Genomic DNA, 13,472 nt, shown 5'->3' on the forward strand with positions numbered 1-13,472 from the left:
TATCTAATTGATGCTTATTGGATATTGCCGGCTGCATGTGCGGCTATGAATTCCCTCAGTAGTTTTGTACCGAGCAGTGCTGTCTGTCCACTGTCATAGTCCGGAGCAATTTCCATAATATCAAAACCAACTGTGTGTGGGGCAAAAGCATGTATAAGGTCCCTTACCTGCCAGGGATCAAGACCAAAGGGCTCAGGAGTACCTGTTGCAGGGGCATAAGCAGGGTCCAGACAGTCCATATCCAGAGATAGGTAGAATTGTGAGGTCCCTATTTCTTTCATAACCTTTGTAGCAATTTTTTTGGCAGAGTAATCTTTCACTTTTTCCGGTGTGTAATAGGATATGTGATTATCTTGTGCAAAATCCCATTCCTCCCGGGGTCCGCTCCTTGTTCCAATGGATACATACCTGTCGGTGGCCTCTTCTAAGATATGCCGGCTGACGCACGCATGGTTATTTTTCACTCCGCCAAACTCTTCCCGCAGGTCAAAATGAGCATCCAGTGCGATCACTCCAATGTCGTCATCGTCTTTTGCACATGCTTTAACGGTGGAAAGAGTAAGGGAGTGTTCCCCTCCTATCATAATGGGAATCTTTTCATTTTTTACTATGTCCCTGGTATCATAGTAAAGGTCCCTGAGGGTTTCATCAACAGAAGAATAAACTTCAAGGTTGCCTGCATCATGGATCGGAATAGATGCAAGGTCTATGCCAAAAAAAGGATTGTAACTTTCAAAATTTTCAGACGCCTGTCTCATAGCATCCGGAGCCCTGCGACTTCCTGGCCTGTAAGAGGAAGTCCCGTCAAAAGGGACTCCGAATATAACATATTTTGCAGCCCCGTAATCCCACAGGGCGTCCATCATAAGGGGCTGGTAGAACATTTCATTATTTAACGTAGGTCTATCTTCATTTTACCCATGGCGGTTATGTATGAAATGTCTCCTCCTTCGTTCACCCTGTCCTTGTATTCATCAGGGATCTTCATTTCGAAGGTAGAGTAGTCTTCCATGTCCATGAGCTGGGCGATGTCTCCTGAGACGGAAAGTACCTGTGCACTTTTCCTTTCGACAATAGGCACAAAGGTCTTTGAGGAAACGGAGCTTACGATTGAGCGTTTTTGTCCATCGAAGATACCAACTGCGTCAATCCTTGCTTTAGCAGAACCGTGTTTTCCGGGTTTGGATTTTGACAGGCCCTTGATAATGCATGGTTCGTCATCGATAATTACGTATTTACCTTCCTTGAGTTCCTTTACTTCAACCTGTTGTTTCATGTGATTATACTCCTTTGATAAATTATGAACATTTGATAGTCAGGGGTATAATTTTCGGTTCCCTTATATCAACTTAACGAACTGATTCATCGTAATAAATGGCTTTTTTCCATTTCCAGTAATTTTTTCTTTAATTCTGTGCCACCTGCATAGCCACCTATACTATTTTTAGCAACTACCCTGTGGCAGGGTATTACCAGGGGGTAGGGATTTTTGTTAAGCGCCCGGCCGACTGCCCGACTTGCTTTGATTTTTCCAATATCTTTTGCCAGTTGGCCGTAGGTGCGTGTTTGTCCGTAGGGAATCTTTCGGGTGGCTTCCAGGACTTCCCGCTGGAACTTTGTAAGATGTGTAAGGTCCGGGTCATATTTCAGGAAATCCACATACTCTCCTGAGAGATATTTCATAATGTCGCAACACAGCTGTTGCATATTTATTTTTTGCCTTCAAAAACCTCCTTCTCGATTTGTTTGCGTTGCTTGCGCATCTTCCTCCAGCCAATCCCGTGGTATCCGATTATGGTTACGATTAATATGATCGCACCTATCAGGTAGGGGAAAGTGGATTTCAAGAGGAGGGGATTGATGTTGTCACGTTGTTCGTAGCTGGGATACATGATATCTCCCCTGTCTGTGCTATGTCCCAGTCCCAGGGCATGTCCTATTTCGTGTTTGGACACCTCCTGCATATTTGCATCACCATATTGTACCCAGGAAAAACCCTGGTAATTTCCTGCTTCAAGCACTATTTCAGCATGCAGGTATTTGTTCCCGACAATGGTGGGTCTACAGTATCCAGCTACTCCTTCACCGGCTCCTTCGACCTTTTCAAGATTTTCCACCCAGCGAACATTTATGTCCGCGTCAGGATCATCGATGATTTTGAAAACCGGCTGGTAACTGAGGGCCCCGTTTCCACCTTTTTCCCAGTATTTCAGGGCAATTTCTACCTGTTCTCTGTAGGTGGGGCTGTAGTGTTCAGGCGTATCCTTATCATCTATATATACTGTTATGGGGCTGTGGTCCCAGGGTCTGTCTGATATTTTTTCAATATCTGCAAGGGACGTGCTGGTGAAAAATATCATGACGGCAAGTAGTACGAAAAGGATTTTTCTAGCCGGTTTTTTCATACCAATCAATAATCCTCCATCAAAAATAAAGATTGCCCGGAATGCAATTATATTTTAATAGTAGTAGAATTATTTTCTTCCTATGTTTAAAAAGTCATTAATCATGGGTGTTGCTCTTCTCATACTTATTTCGTGTGGATGTCTTTCTTCGGATGAAAACCAGATCGTGAATTCGACCACAACGGTTGCCAGCGTGATAGATGGGGATACTTTCGTGACGGATTCCGGGGAGAAAGTGAGACTAATCGGGATAGATACTCCGGAGGTAGATGAACCCTATTATAACGAGGCAAAAGATTATTTGTCCACCCGGATCGAAGGTAAGCAGGTTTTGCTGGAAGGGGACAGCAGTAACCGGGATACTTATGGCCGTCTCTTGAGATATGTCTGGCTAGACGGTGAACTGGTAAACAGGGAGCTTGTGGAAGAAGGACTGGCTCTGTCCAAAGTATATGAGCCCGACACGAAGTATCAGCATATTTTTGCTGAAGCCCAGCAACATGCAAGAGCTGAGAAATCAGAAATCTGGTCCTATTCGAAAAATAACAATACTGCAGTTATTTCTTATCTGGAAGCAGGTAACCATATAGGTGAGGTGAAAACGGTTGAAGGTAGGGTGGTATCAACAGCTAAAATTGAGGAGGATGGCATAATCTATCTGAATTTCCATGATCCTTACAAAGGTTACTTCACTGTAATTATATGGCAGGATAGCTGGTCAAACTTTCCTCAATCTCCTGATACTTACTATGAGGGTAAGGATGTGCTAGTGACAGGTAAGATCAAGGATTACAAGGGCACACCTGAGATTGAGATAAGCGGAGTTTCACAGATTGAAATTGTGAGATGAAATTAAGGGGGCCTTTGTCAGCTCCCTTTTTGCACAATTGGTTCACTATTGTTAATGTAGCATCGTCACTATTTTACTTGATATTTTTTTAAAAACCGAAATAGCAATAGCGATTATCGCATATAACAGCAAAATGGCGAAAATACTGCCTATTATGTAGCCAGGAAGCATTAAGTATGAGTTATAATCTCCCGGAGTTGGATGGAAGTAGATAACTAAATAATATAATATTGTATTTATTGCCAGTATAACCAGTGCTACAGTTGACAATTTGTTAATAGATGGCTTTCGTAACATTGTAAATAAAAAATATGACTATTATTACTTATTAAATTTGTGGGTATGACTTTATCAAATGAACTAGTACTATCATTTAGATTAATCCAGTCTCTTTACTCCTATAAGTCACACAACTATTAGGCAATCGGACGAAAAATATTAATCGGCTTCTCTCGCTTTATCAAGTATGGAAAACAAACTGGCAGTGGTCTTTGACAGTGCGGGAACATTGTTGCATATGTATCGTGTTGCCAGGGATATGTCCAATGGGATGATGCTGGAAGATATAGAAAGCACGATGCTGGTGGCAGGTCGCAAAGGCAGGGCACTTGTAGTGCTCCATGCTGATATGGAGATGATACTGGAGTCACAACCCCGCCGGTTACTTTCGGATTTCATGGAAAAAGAACACGTAGAGCTGGATGTGAGTTGTTCCAATGGTGAGGTATCTCCCTCTGAAATCTCAAAAATCGTCCAGCAAAGCGATGTGGTGCTCGGAGATGTCCAGGAGGTATTTTGCAGGGTAAAGACTCGCTGTCCCAATATCTTTTACCTGGCGTGTGGGTTTATAGTAGATGTTGTTGAGCAATCAGTAACCTATGTGGTTAGTACAGGGGGCCGCCTTTATCCTGAAAGCAAGGATACTTTGCAAGCTCTTCATCAGAGGGGAGCGGGTCTTTATATTGCCTCAGGAGATAGCATGAAAAACCTTAGCAGGCTTTCCCGTTGCATAGGTGTTCCTATTGATGGGGTTTTTGATATTGCCTCAACATTTGACAAGGAAAGAATAGTTAAGGATCTCAAAAAACAATACGATAAAGTAATTATGGTGGGGGACGGAATGAACGATATGCTGGCATTAAGGTCCGCTGATATAGGAATTCTTACAGTTCAACAGGGTGATTCCCGTCCTTCAAGATTGCAGGAATCTGCTGATGTTGTGGTTGGCAATATTTCCGAGGTTGTCAGGTTTGCAGATGAGGCTATTTCATCTTAACACTATCAGAAGCCGGTTTTAAAAAGTTAACAGCGATATAATTATGCGTTACGTTTATGTAGTGTTCAATGTAATCCAGTTATAAAATACCAGATTTAAATTTTTGGTTATGTTGGGCCTGCTCACAGGTTTATGGTTTTGTGCATACCGTGCAAAAAGTTAAGTACATTTACTGTATAATCTCAAAACAGGTCTGATAATATCCATGTTGGAGGTACTAAAATGTCATTATTCATCGAGATCAAAGACCTTACCATCTCTTATAATGGTGCAGCGGTCTTAAAGAATATCAATCTCAACATAAATGAAGGTGAAGTTGTCGGAATCCTGGGAAAAAGCGGTTCCGGTAAAACTGTATTGATGCATGCGCTTCGCGGTGCCGAGGAATTAGATGAAATCACAGGTTCAATAATCTATCACGTTGCGCGTTGTGAAAAATGTGGTTATATAGAACCGCCCAGTATGGTGGGGAAGGCCTGTTCACATTGCGAAAACAGTAATTTTGAAGCGTTTGAAGCTGATTTTGCAAAACTTGGCATTCATAATAACGAACGCAGGGCGGTATCCCGAAGGGTAGCAATTATGCTCCAGAGGACTTTTGCCCTTTATGGAGATGACAGGGTAATTGCCAATGTAGTAAATTCCCTGACAGAGATTGGTTACAGTGGTCCCGATGCGATGGAACGTGCCGTTGAACTGCTGGAGGAGGTCCGTCTCTCCCACAGGATGATGCACGTGGCCCGTGATTTAAGTGGTGGTGAGAAACAGAGGGTGGTTCTTGCACGCCAGCTTGTGAGAAATCCCATGTTGCTGCTTGCCGACGAACCGACAGGAACCCTGGACCCCAGGACAGCAAAAGTGGTACATGATGTTGTCGAGGATACAGTTTCCTCCCACAACATGACAATGATAATCACTTCTCACTGGTCGGATGTCATTGAAGATCTGGCTGATAGGGCAATTATTCTCGAGGAAGGGGAAATTGTATGTGAAGGTGATGCCTGTGATGTTTCCCGCGACTTTATGAAAATGGTTACTGACATTGGTGAATGGGAAAAAGCCAATGTAGGCGAGGATATCATCAGAGTTGAGGACCTCGTTAAAAAATACATTTCTGTTTCAAGAGGAGTAGTTTATGCCGTAGGCGGTGTGAGCTTTAATGTGAAGGAAGGTGAGATATTCGGGCTTGCAGGTACCAGTGGTGCAGGGAAGACAACTACTTCTGAAATGCTTATGGGCAATGTACAACCAACAAGCGGGGCAGTGCATGTTCGCGTTGGTGATGAGTGGGTGAATATGAGGGAACCCGGAGCTGACAACAGGGGCCGTGCGGTTCGCTACATGGGTATCCTGCATCAGGAATATGGTTTGTACACACACAGGACAATCATCGATAATCTGACCGAATCAATCGGGATTGATCTTCCCTACGAACTTGCTACCAGGAAGGCTATCAATACTCTTGTGACAACCGGTTTTACTGAAAAGAAAGCCAAATCCATCCTTCCTAAAATGGCTGATGAGATAAGTGAAGGAGAGAGGCACAGGGTTGCTCTGGCCCAGATTTTAATGAAAGAACCAAATATCATTTTAATGGATGAACCAACCGGCACAATGGATCCGATCACAAGGACCGAGGTAACCAAATCCATCCTGAAGGCAAGGGAAGAGATGGGCAATACATTTGTGATAGTTTCGCATGATATGGATTTCCTTGAGGATATCTGTGATCGTGTAGCACTAATGAGGGATTCAAAGATAGTTGATATCGGAGAACCAGAAACGGTCCTTTCCCAGCTTACTGAAAAGGAACTTGAAGAAGTTCCTCAACAGTAACTTTATTATTAAGTGCTCTCTATGTAGTGATTGGAGGAATTAGGGACGATTCAAGTGCTTGTTAACGGCGAGAAGTTATCTCTCCCGGATGGTGCTACAGTACAAACAGCCATCGACACAGCAGAGGCACCATACAAAATAGGTGCATCCGTGGGCATTCTCAAAAAGTCGGAAAGTGTTCGCTCTGAAAGTGTAAGGGAGTACAGGGTCAAGACCACAAAAGGAGAATTACGCCTTGAAATAATTGATCATCTTTCCGCTTCTGCCCGCAGGTGGATGGAAGGTTTCAAGCAATATGAAGGAATTTCCCTGCGCTGGGGTAGCAAGGATGCCACAGCATTTGGCCCATTTTCGGAATCTCTGAAACCGGAAAGAAATTCCACAAAGCTGGATAAATATGATGTATTATTTTCAGCTGGGGGATATAACCCTTCTAATTTCCATCTTCTTTTTTCCCTTGCAGAGCATTCTGCAGACTACGGTGCACCTGTAGATGGCCCTTTTGCCAGGGTCGTGGGCGGTAAGAAACTTCTGACCAGTTTTGAGCGTTCTGATCGCATTCTTGAAATTGAACCCGTAATTGAATGGCAGGAATCTGCAAAACACCTGGTCACAGATGATACTAGCACAACCCTGGAGGATGGTGATGGTCTCTTTACCTTTATAAAGGTAAAACTTGCTCTTGAATCCCCTGAAGGAGCTGAATTTTTCTTTGGTCTAATTAAGGATGGACTTTTCAAAGTTGACGATGAATCCAGTTCTTTCATAAGTGACAATAGTTTAAAAGGTGAGATCTGCTCCTTTGAAAACTTTGAAGCACGAAAGGATGGTGCGGTATGGGTACGAACTGCAGGTTATGGAACCGGTAAAGTGTTCATCTCCCGTGATGAAAGAGCTGCCAGTGTTGTACATTCTGTAATTGGCCATATAGAACAAGGTATTGAACTTATCCATATGGCAGGAAGGGATCACTCTATATTTGTAAAGACGAATCCTGCTCCCATCAATATACTTGGTATTGGCTTTAAAGAAGCTGAAAAACATCTTGAAGGACTGGGAATTGAACTGGTACGTGAAGGTTATAAAGAAGACGATTCCAATATTGTGAAATTAAACCCCTCCAGTACTATCGATATCCTGCTGGCAAAAAAAGTAATTGCAACCGGGGCACCGGATTCTCTTGTTATCCGTGTTGAACTGTATGATGACCTCGCTCCTAAAACCCTGGATTTCTTCAGGCATGCAGTAGGTCTTACCTTCAGGCCTATAGGTACATTGCCTGTGATGATGATATATGAAGATACATACCTGTTTAAAGCCGCAAAGTCCGCTGAAAAATATAAGGAAATTTTGCCGGAAAACGTGCTTGTGGATAAAACCAAAGCTTTTGAGATTGGGATTACTAACCAGGCCGCTAAAAGAATGGGTATTGTGGGAGTTAAAACAGAGGATGACGATCTGTTTGGTCCCACCGGAGAGAAATTTTCAAGTACCAATATAATAGGAAAAATCCTTGAGCCTGAGAAATTCAAGGCATTAACCGAAAAGGATACCATGTACGTTCTGGAAAGTAACAAGGAGGAGATTGAATGAGCGGGGAGGATGTTGATGAGATTACAAAGATCGTGGTGATTGACTCAGACAGTGTACTTCCTTCTGATGCTGCGATGAAAATCTATGAGTCCGATGTAGATATTACCATTAAGGAAACCTGTTTCGGCACAATGGTAACAGGTCCGCGTGATTCAGTGGAAAAGGTAGTAGCCGAAGTAAGGGCCCTTGATCCGAATCATGTTTTTGTGAAACAGAGGGGTTTCCCGCCAGGTGATGAACGTCGCTGCAGGGCTTCCAGAGGCGGAGGTCCAAGGCCGGGGTTTCATTACCTGAGAACCGAAGTAGCATCATTGCCCATCATCAGCAGAGCTCTTGATGAGTATGAAACATATAATCCGTCTGAAAAGGAAGAATCTCCTGACAAAATTTCACCATCCAAACTTAAAGATATTATAGAATCCGAATTATGAGGTGACACCTTGGCAAAAATTTTCATCTATCCCACTAACAGCCTTATCCTTTCTGATCTTGTTGAAAGGTTTGGCCATAAACCCCTTGCAATGATGGAGAAGATCCGGGAAAAAATCACTACAGTAGGTGTAGATTCCCCGCCGATAAATATTACTCCCGAAGATCCCAAACTTGGTTTGAAATATGCTGCAGTGGAAGTTCCTGCCGGTGTGAGGGGCCGCATGTCCATAGTGGGTCCCCAGATTGATGAAGCCGAAGCTGCGATCATAGTGCTGGATTCGGCATCTGCTTTTGGTTGCATGGGTTGTGCACGTACCAATGAACTTACTAAGTTCCTTGCACGCCAAAAGGACATCCCCCGTCTTGAAGTCAAATATCCTCGCACCGAAGAAGAAGGTAAAGATTTTGTATACCAGATTGCTGAATTCCTTAAATCCCTGCCTAACGAGGAGGATGAAGAATGAGTAATTCTGATAAAGTAAAGATAGCACTGGTTTCATGCGGTTCTGAATATGCCGGAGTCCAGAAGGAACTGGAATCGGCAGCATCTTCCTTGAATGCTGAACTTGTTTATCCGGAGATGGACGTGTCATCTCTGGATACCATCGGGAAGGAATTCGGACTGGAAGTTGCAAGTCCTGATCTGCGTCTCATGATGGCCCGGGCAAAAGCTGTAGTAGAAGGCGTGGCTCCGGTGGACGGTGTATTTGTTGCTACCTGTTTCCGATGCGCGGAAGCTGCGATTGTTCGTAATGAAGTGCGTCGTTATATATTTGAAGATTCAGGCCTGCCGGTTATAAGTTATTCCTTTACAGAGCGAACGACTGCAGCAACTTTGCTGACACGTATGGAAGCCCTGACAACCATTGCAAAGAGCAAACATTTACTTGCAAGGGAGAATCAGGAAGGATTGACTGCAGGTATTGATTCTGGTTCAACCACTACCAAAGCTGTAGTTATGAGGGACAATGAGATAATCGGTGAAGGCTGGGTCCCCACCATCAAAGTGCTTGAAAGTGCTGAAAAAGCCCTTCAGCAGGCACTGGACCAGGCTGGTGTGAAGAGGGAGGACCTGCAGGCAATTGGTACAACAGGCTACGGACGTTTCCTTATAGGCGATCACTTCAATGCCGACCTTATGCAGGAAGAAATCACGGTAAATTCCAAGGGTGCGGTCTACCTTGCAAAGGCACAGCAGGGCGATGCCACTGTAATTGATATTGGTGGAATGGACAACAAAGCCATTTCCGTACAGGATGGCATTCCCGGCATGTTCACCATGGGAGGCGTTTGTGCTGGTGCTTCGGGCAGATTCCTTGAAATGACGTCCAAGAGACTGGGTGTAGATATCACGGAACTCGGGGATCTTGCAATCAAGGGAATGCAGAAAAATGTAGAAATGAACAGTTATTGTATTGTTTTCGGAATCCAGTCCCTGGTAAATTCCCTTGCCAAGGGAGCTACGCCCGAAGATGTGGCTGCTGCAGCGTGTCACAGTGTTGTGGAACAAATATTTGAACAGCAGCTTCAGGAAGTTGAAGTTAAAGAACCTCTTATCCTGGTGGGCGGTTCATCCCTGATCGCAGGTGTACCCAAAGCTCTGAAAGAACTGCTCAAGATCGATGTCGTTGTTCCTCCTCATTCTCAGGATATCGGTGCAGTGGGTGCTGCGTTGCTTGTTTCCGGTTTTGTGGATAAGGAGTGATTATAATTGGCAACCCTTGAAAAGTTCGTGGTTGAAACCACAGTTGAAGAGGAAGCCGGTCCCTATCGAAAGATTGTATCAGATATAATCTCCGATCTGGGAATGGCGGGCAGGATCGCAAAAATCAAAGTAGTAATAAGGCCCGAAGATTCCCTTTTCCAGCTGGCTGCAGTTGTGCGCGGTGTTCTCCCACAGGTGATATTGAAAGATTTTGCCGAAATACAAAAAGGGGACCATGAAGGAGAAATTTTGATCACGATATCTGTAGAAAAACATCTTCCGCGCCTGTTGCAGATTCTCTGGGATCGGTATGGACGTGACAGCCTTGAGCAACCGGACAGGTGGACTATTTCCCTGTTTGTGAATAATCCGGAGGAGGAGATAGGCTCTCTCGAAAATCTTGTTGTGGATGACCCGCGGCGCACACTCAAGTCCAATCTGGCGGATATGGCTATCAGGGTAGCTCCTGAAGGTTTCAGGGTACGTCATCATTCATTGAACGGCAATGATTTCATATTTGTGGCATCCGAGGATACGATGCAAAAAGAATGGATTGATGAAGCACACACGATGCTGGAAGAACTAAAGGGAGATGATGCCAGTGGCAGCAGTGCTTGAACCCTATGTATATGAAGGCGGTGTGCACAAACACGGCCTTATTATTGAACTCCTGGAAGACCTGGGCGGTTATCTTGTACAGAGTACGCCGGCTGCAACGGAAATTAATCTTGTGATGTTGATCCCCCGTAAAGATGTTCCCCTGATGGAAGAACTTGCAAAGAAAATACTGGGCAAACTCACGCGAGCTCCCTTAACAGGTACCGAGATCGCTGTAGTATCCCCAACCCTTGCCTACCATCATCTTCCTCATTCTGCATGTGATGTTGCCGAACATCTGCGCAGGGATGGTGCTAATACCAATATGCTGGGACTTGCACGTGGTATGGGCCGAAGAGTGGCTCTTTCCCAGGATTATGAAAGACGGCTAATCAACGAACATGATATTGCTGTTTACAGTTTTGGGAATTTCAGTGACTGTATAATTAATAAGAAACCCAAGCTTTTCTCGGGTGTCAATGTTCCTATTGTGGCTACAGGAGGCCCGGATCTCAGTACTGATGATGTAGAAGGTGCCGATGTCTATGTTGGAGGCATCGGACGTGTATCTCACAGGCTGCGTAATGAAGGTGAAATTAACAGCCTTGATGTATTGAATAAAACTGTCGGGGAAGTTGTGGATAAACTGCGTGAGGAAATATCCCGGGATCCTCTTGCGGTATTGCCTGCACGAGTTATGAAGGAGATTAAAGAGCAGGTGCCTGAAATTAATGATGTGTTAACTCCTGCCCCCATAACCCTTCAACTGGATGGCATGAGGGTTAAACTTCCCTTTGATCAATTCCACGAAAAGCTGGAACAGCTGGATCTGGATGAGGATGTTTCTCTCTCTGATGTGGCAAATATCATGCCTTCAAAAATGAAGGATTACATTCTAATAAAGATACGTCGTCGCTCAGAGACCGGATTTACTATATGATAAAGAGGGTGTGTAATGGATCTGGAAAATATCAGGGAAATACTTGAAAAGGATGAAGATGAAGCGGTTTCCGATGTGCTTTCAACAGTTGAGGAACGATATGGGGAAGTACCCTATATCCTCAATTTCATGAAAGATATGCCGGAGCTGTTAATTCCTAAAGTAATGTATGATAATTCTATAATGCGGGAGTTTGAAAGACTTGATCCAGAGACAATCGAACTTATCTGTGTGGGTGTTGCTTCTGCACTGAGATGTGATCATTGTCTCAAGATGCATATCAGGGTTGCCCGCAGGCTTGGTTTGACAAGGGAGCAGATATTTGATGCTATTCTTATAGGTGGGGCTCTATCCAATGCCTCGGTTCTTGCAGAAGGCACACGGGCCCTTGATGACGAGGTAAATGGTGATTCCCCTTCCTGTGACAGTGACTGTGATTCATGTAATATCACAGGTTCGGACAGGTAATTTTATCCCAGAAGGGGCATCCCGGCTATTAAGGCACCAGCCACGTAACCCAGAATTGCCCCACTATTTAAAAATGGGAGGCCTGCCTGGGGTTTCCCCTTCATGACCAGGATTGTCAGTGCAAAAAATCCTATAAGGGTGCCGATCATTGCTCCGATGGCGGGAACTCCTATGAAGCCTTCATGGGGAAGGAATACATTTGCGGAAACGACTATTATTGTTGGCATTATGGCATCCCCTAATCCCATGTAGAAGGCTTCCTTTTCTCCATCTGTTGAGGGGGTGTCCTCAATAAATGAGTAATTTCTTTTTTTGGGTATAACAAACAGGATTGGCAGCTTTAGATCCATCACACCCTCTGCAAGGGCAATCATATGTTTTGTCTTATAAACCGAGATTGCATCGTAGGCTGCAAGCAGGCCCAGCAGCACAATTGCAGGTAAAATGCCAAATGATATTCCAAATATTGAACTTGCCGCTGCTCCCACAATGATTCCAACAAAATCTATTATGTACCATTCAGGATGGACATAAAGCAGGATGGTGAAAACAGTTGCCATTAACAGACCTCCGATTACCGGACCTTCTCCTCCCAATCCTGTAAGGTGGAAGAGGGGATAGAATCCGTAATACATGGTAGAAGCAACAGCAACAAGGATAATCATCTGGATTACCCATTGTATTTCTTTCTTGATGGCGAAAAGTAAAAACAGGGTGAATATGAGAATTGCAATTATGTAGTATATGGAATTGGTTGCGGATTGAGGGTTATCTACTGCCTGCATACCCAGATCGTTCATTGGTTGTGCAAGGGTAAGTGCAATGATCTGGATGGCCAGTATAAAGCCGGCCATTACAATCATCGGGAAGTATTCCTTGATTCCGTTTTCATTATCGCTCAAAATTTCTCATCCTGTTTGTATGGTACAGAACCTAATGCAATATCCATTAATTAAGTTTATGTAATACTTAAGTAGTAACATGGATTAAGTAAAATAGAGGTCTTACTATGGAAACAAGGGACATTGTTTTTTCTATCGTTATGGTTGTATCAGCTTTTGTGTTGACATATGTATGGCTGGGCAGGTTCAAATACAGTCCGGCTAACTCATTGATCGTTCTTGCTGCCATTGTAATGGTAGGAGCTCTTGCAGCGATGCTCCTTTCCCTGGACATGCGGATGCGTAAGATTGAGGAGCAGCTCGATCTAAGAGAACGCTCTCTTCGGATCAATATTCAAAGTGTCGAAGATAACATGGGTAAAAAAATGGATACTGTCACTAATGTGGTGGATGATGCCATGGAAACCTTTAACAGAAGAAATTATCGTTAATCTTTTCTATTCTTCATTATTTTTAATCATCGACATC

The 13,472-nt window shown here is 43.9% G+C and carries 16 protein-coding genes; 11 read left to right on the top strand and 5 right to left on the bottom strand.

Annotation, left to right across the window (positions count from 1 at the left end; translation table 11 throughout):
• Positions 1-14 precede the first annotated feature (14 nt).
• From speB to BKM01_RS00455, 4 genes are all read right to left on the bottom strand, one after another.
• A complete protein-coding gene (gene speB, locus BKM01_RS00440; RefSeq protein WP_072361416.1) occupies positions 15-884 on the bottom strand; it encodes an agmatinase in 870 nt (289 codons plus the stop codon).
• An 8-nt stretch (positions 885-892) separates the two neighbouring features.
• Positions 893-1,276 (bottom strand): translation initiation factor IF-5A, encoded by a 384-nt coding sequence (locus BKM01_RS00445; RefSeq protein WP_072361413.1) that lies wholly within the window; start codon positions 1,274-1,276, stop codon positions 893-895.
• An 86-nt stretch (positions 1,277-1,362) separates the two neighbouring features.
• Positions 1,363-1,683 carry a methylated-DNA--[protein]-cysteine S-methyltransferase gene (locus tag BKM01_RS00450; protein ID WP_233125722.1) on the bottom strand — a complete coding sequence of 107 codons (321 nt, stop codon included), beginning with the start codon at positions 1,681-1,683 and terminating at the stop codon, positions 1,363-1,365.
• A gap of 26 nt (positions 1,684-1,709) precedes the next feature.
• A complete protein-coding gene (locus BKM01_RS00455; protein WP_072361644.1) occupies positions 1,710-2,405 on the bottom strand; it encodes a matrixin family metalloprotease in 696 nt (231 codons plus the stop codon).
• 82 nt (positions 2,406-2,487) lie between these two features.
• On the opposite strand from BKM01_RS00455, the gene BKM01_RS00460 reads away from it, so the two are divergent.
• The 10 genes from BKM01_RS00460 (at position 2,488) to BKM01_RS00505 (ending at position 12,102) form a co-directional block, all read left to right on the top strand.
• Positions 2,488-3,255, top strand: a complete 768-nt coding sequence (locus tag BKM01_RS00460) for a thermonuclease family protein (RefSeq protein WP_072361407.1) — start codon at positions 2,488-2,490, stop codon at positions 3,253-3,255.
• A gap of 466 nt (positions 3,256-3,721) precedes the next feature.
• Complete coding sequence (locus tag BKM01_RS00465) at positions 3,722-4,531, top strand: HAD family hydrolase (RefSeq protein WP_072361404.1); 810 nt, start codon at positions 3,722-3,724, stop codon at positions 4,529-4,531.
• A gap of 222 nt (positions 4,532-4,753) precedes the next feature.
• Positions 4,754-6,367: a methyl coenzyme M reductase system, component A2 gene (gene atwA, locus BKM01_RS00470; RefSeq protein ID WP_072361400.1), complete on the top strand. Its 1,614-nt coding sequence runs from the start codon at positions 4,754-4,756 to the stop codon at positions 6,365-6,367.
• 30 nt (positions 6,368-6,397) lie between these two features.
• Positions 6,398-7,960, top strand: coding sequence for a methyl-coenzyme M reductase-associated protein Mmp3 (mmp3, locus tag BKM01_RS00475; RefSeq protein ID WP_072361397.1), 1,563 nt, complete (start codon positions 6,398-6,400; stop codon positions 7,958-7,960).
• Positions 7,957-8,391, top strand: a complete 435-nt coding sequence (locus tag BKM01_RS00480; RefSeq protein ID WP_072361394.1) for a methanogenesis marker 6 protein — start codon at positions 7,957-7,959, stop codon at positions 8,389-8,391. Before mmp3 ends, BKM01_RS00480 begins: the two co-directional genes overlap by 4 nt.
• A gap of 9 nt (positions 8,392-8,400) precedes the next feature.
• On the top strand, positions 8,401-8,856 hold the full coding sequence (locus BKM01_RS00485) for a methanogenesis marker 5 protein (protein ID WP_072361391.1): 456 nt from the start codon (positions 8,401-8,403) through the stop codon (positions 8,854-8,856).
• Positions 8,853-10,097 carry a methanogenesis marker 15 protein gene (locus BKM01_RS00490; RefSeq protein ID WP_072361388.1) on the top strand — a complete coding sequence of 415 codons (1,245 nt, stop codon included), beginning with the start codon at positions 8,853-8,855 and terminating at the stop codon, positions 10,095-10,097. The genes BKM01_RS00485 and BKM01_RS00490 overlap by 4 nt, the downstream gene beginning before the upstream one ends.
• 6 nt (positions 10,098-10,103) lie before the next feature.
• Entirely contained in the window at positions 10,104-10,715 is a 612-nt protein-coding gene (locus BKM01_RS00495) for a methanogenesis marker 17 protein (RefSeq protein WP_072361385.1), read from the top strand.
• Complete coding sequence (locus BKM01_RS00500) at positions 10,693-11,634, top strand: methanogenesis marker 7 protein (RefSeq protein WP_072361381.1); 942 nt, start codon at positions 10,693-10,695, stop codon at positions 11,632-11,634. The genes BKM01_RS00495 and BKM01_RS00500 overlap by 23 nt, the downstream gene beginning before the upstream one ends.
• Positions 11,635-11,649: 15 nt before the next feature.
• Complete coding sequence (locus BKM01_RS00505; protein ID WP_072361378.1) at positions 11,650-12,102, top strand: carboxymuconolactone decarboxylase family protein; 453 nt, start codon at positions 11,650-11,652, stop codon at positions 12,100-12,102.
• Positions 12,103-12,104: 2 nt separating this feature from the next.
• On the opposite strand, the gene BKM01_RS00510 is transcribed toward BKM01_RS00505, so the two are convergent.
• Positions 12,105-13,004, bottom strand: a complete 900-nt coding sequence (locus tag BKM01_RS00510) for a presenilin family intramembrane aspartyl protease PSH (protein WP_072361375.1) — start codon at positions 13,002-13,004, stop codon at positions 12,105-12,107.
• A 107-nt stretch (positions 13,005-13,111) separates the two neighbouring features.
• Here BKM01_RS00510 and BKM01_RS00515 point away from each other — a divergent pair, with 107 nt between their 5' ends.
• Positions 13,112-13,435, top strand: coding sequence for a hypothetical protein (locus BKM01_RS00515; protein ID WP_072361372.1), 324 nt, complete (start codon positions 13,112-13,114; stop codon positions 13,433-13,435).
• The last annotated feature ends 37 nt before the right edge of the window (positions 13,436-13,472 follow it).

Source organism: Methanohalophilus portucalensis (genome assembly GCF_002761295.1).
GTDB classification, from domain to species: Archaea; Halobacteriota; Methanosarcinia; order Methanosarcinales; family Methanosarcinaceae; genus Methanohalophilus; species Methanohalophilus portucalensis.